Origin of the sequence: Methylobacterium sp. WL120 (assembly GCF_008039465.1) — a bacterium.
Classification (GTDB): domain Bacteria; phylum Pseudomonadota; class Alphaproteobacteria; order Rhizobiales; family Beijerinckiaceae; genus Methylobacterium; species Methylobacterium cerastii.
This window is the reverse complement of sequence record NZ_VRUT01000374.1, coordinates 1-658: the sequence shown is the minus strand read 5'-3', so window position 1 is coordinate 658 and position 658 is coordinate 1. Positions and strand designations below refer to the sequence as shown.

Sequence of the window (658 nt, the reverse complement as noted above, 5' to 3'; positions counted from 1 at the left end):
TGCGGGCCGACACCGGGTTGCTGGTGCGGGCGACGCTGGGCTTCTTCTTCGTCTCGCTCTGGACGATGGGCGGCATCATCCTCACCCCCGAGCTCAAGACCGACGCGGCCTGGATCCCGTGGTTCCAGCTGGCGCTCGCCACCTGCCTGATCTGGCACCGCACCCTGCCGCTGGCCGGCGCCGGCATCGTCGTCCTGTTCGGCTACGCCACCTGGTGCTACGGCGCGTTCCACTTGGCCGACTATCCAGTGTTCCTCGGCGTCGCCGCCTACCTGATCCTCACCGGCCTGAACCGCACCCTCTACGGCATCCGCCCCCTCGACGTGGTCCGCGCCGCCGCCGCCGTGACCCTGATGTGGGCCTCGGTCGAGAAGTGGGCCTACCCGGAATGGACCGCGCCGCTCTTGGCCGCCAAGCCCGAGATGACCTTCGGTGCGTCCCCTGAGCTGTTCATGAAGGCCGCCGGCGTCGTCGAGTTCACCCTGGCCTTCGCCCTGATCTGGACGCCCCTGGTGCGCCGGACCGCGGCGATCATCCTGGCCGCGATCTTCGTCTCCGCGGTGTTCGAGTTCGGCAAGGTCGACGCCATCGGCCATTCCGGGATCATCGTGGTCTTGGTCGCCATCGCCGCCGACGACGCCCGCATCGCCGTCCGCCG

General features: G+C 69.5%; 1 pseudogene. It reads left to right on the top strand.

Annotated elements, in window-relative coordinates:
• A pseudogene (locus FV229_RS27075) lies at nucleotides 1-658 on the top strand (hypothetical protein); the annotation flags it as partial.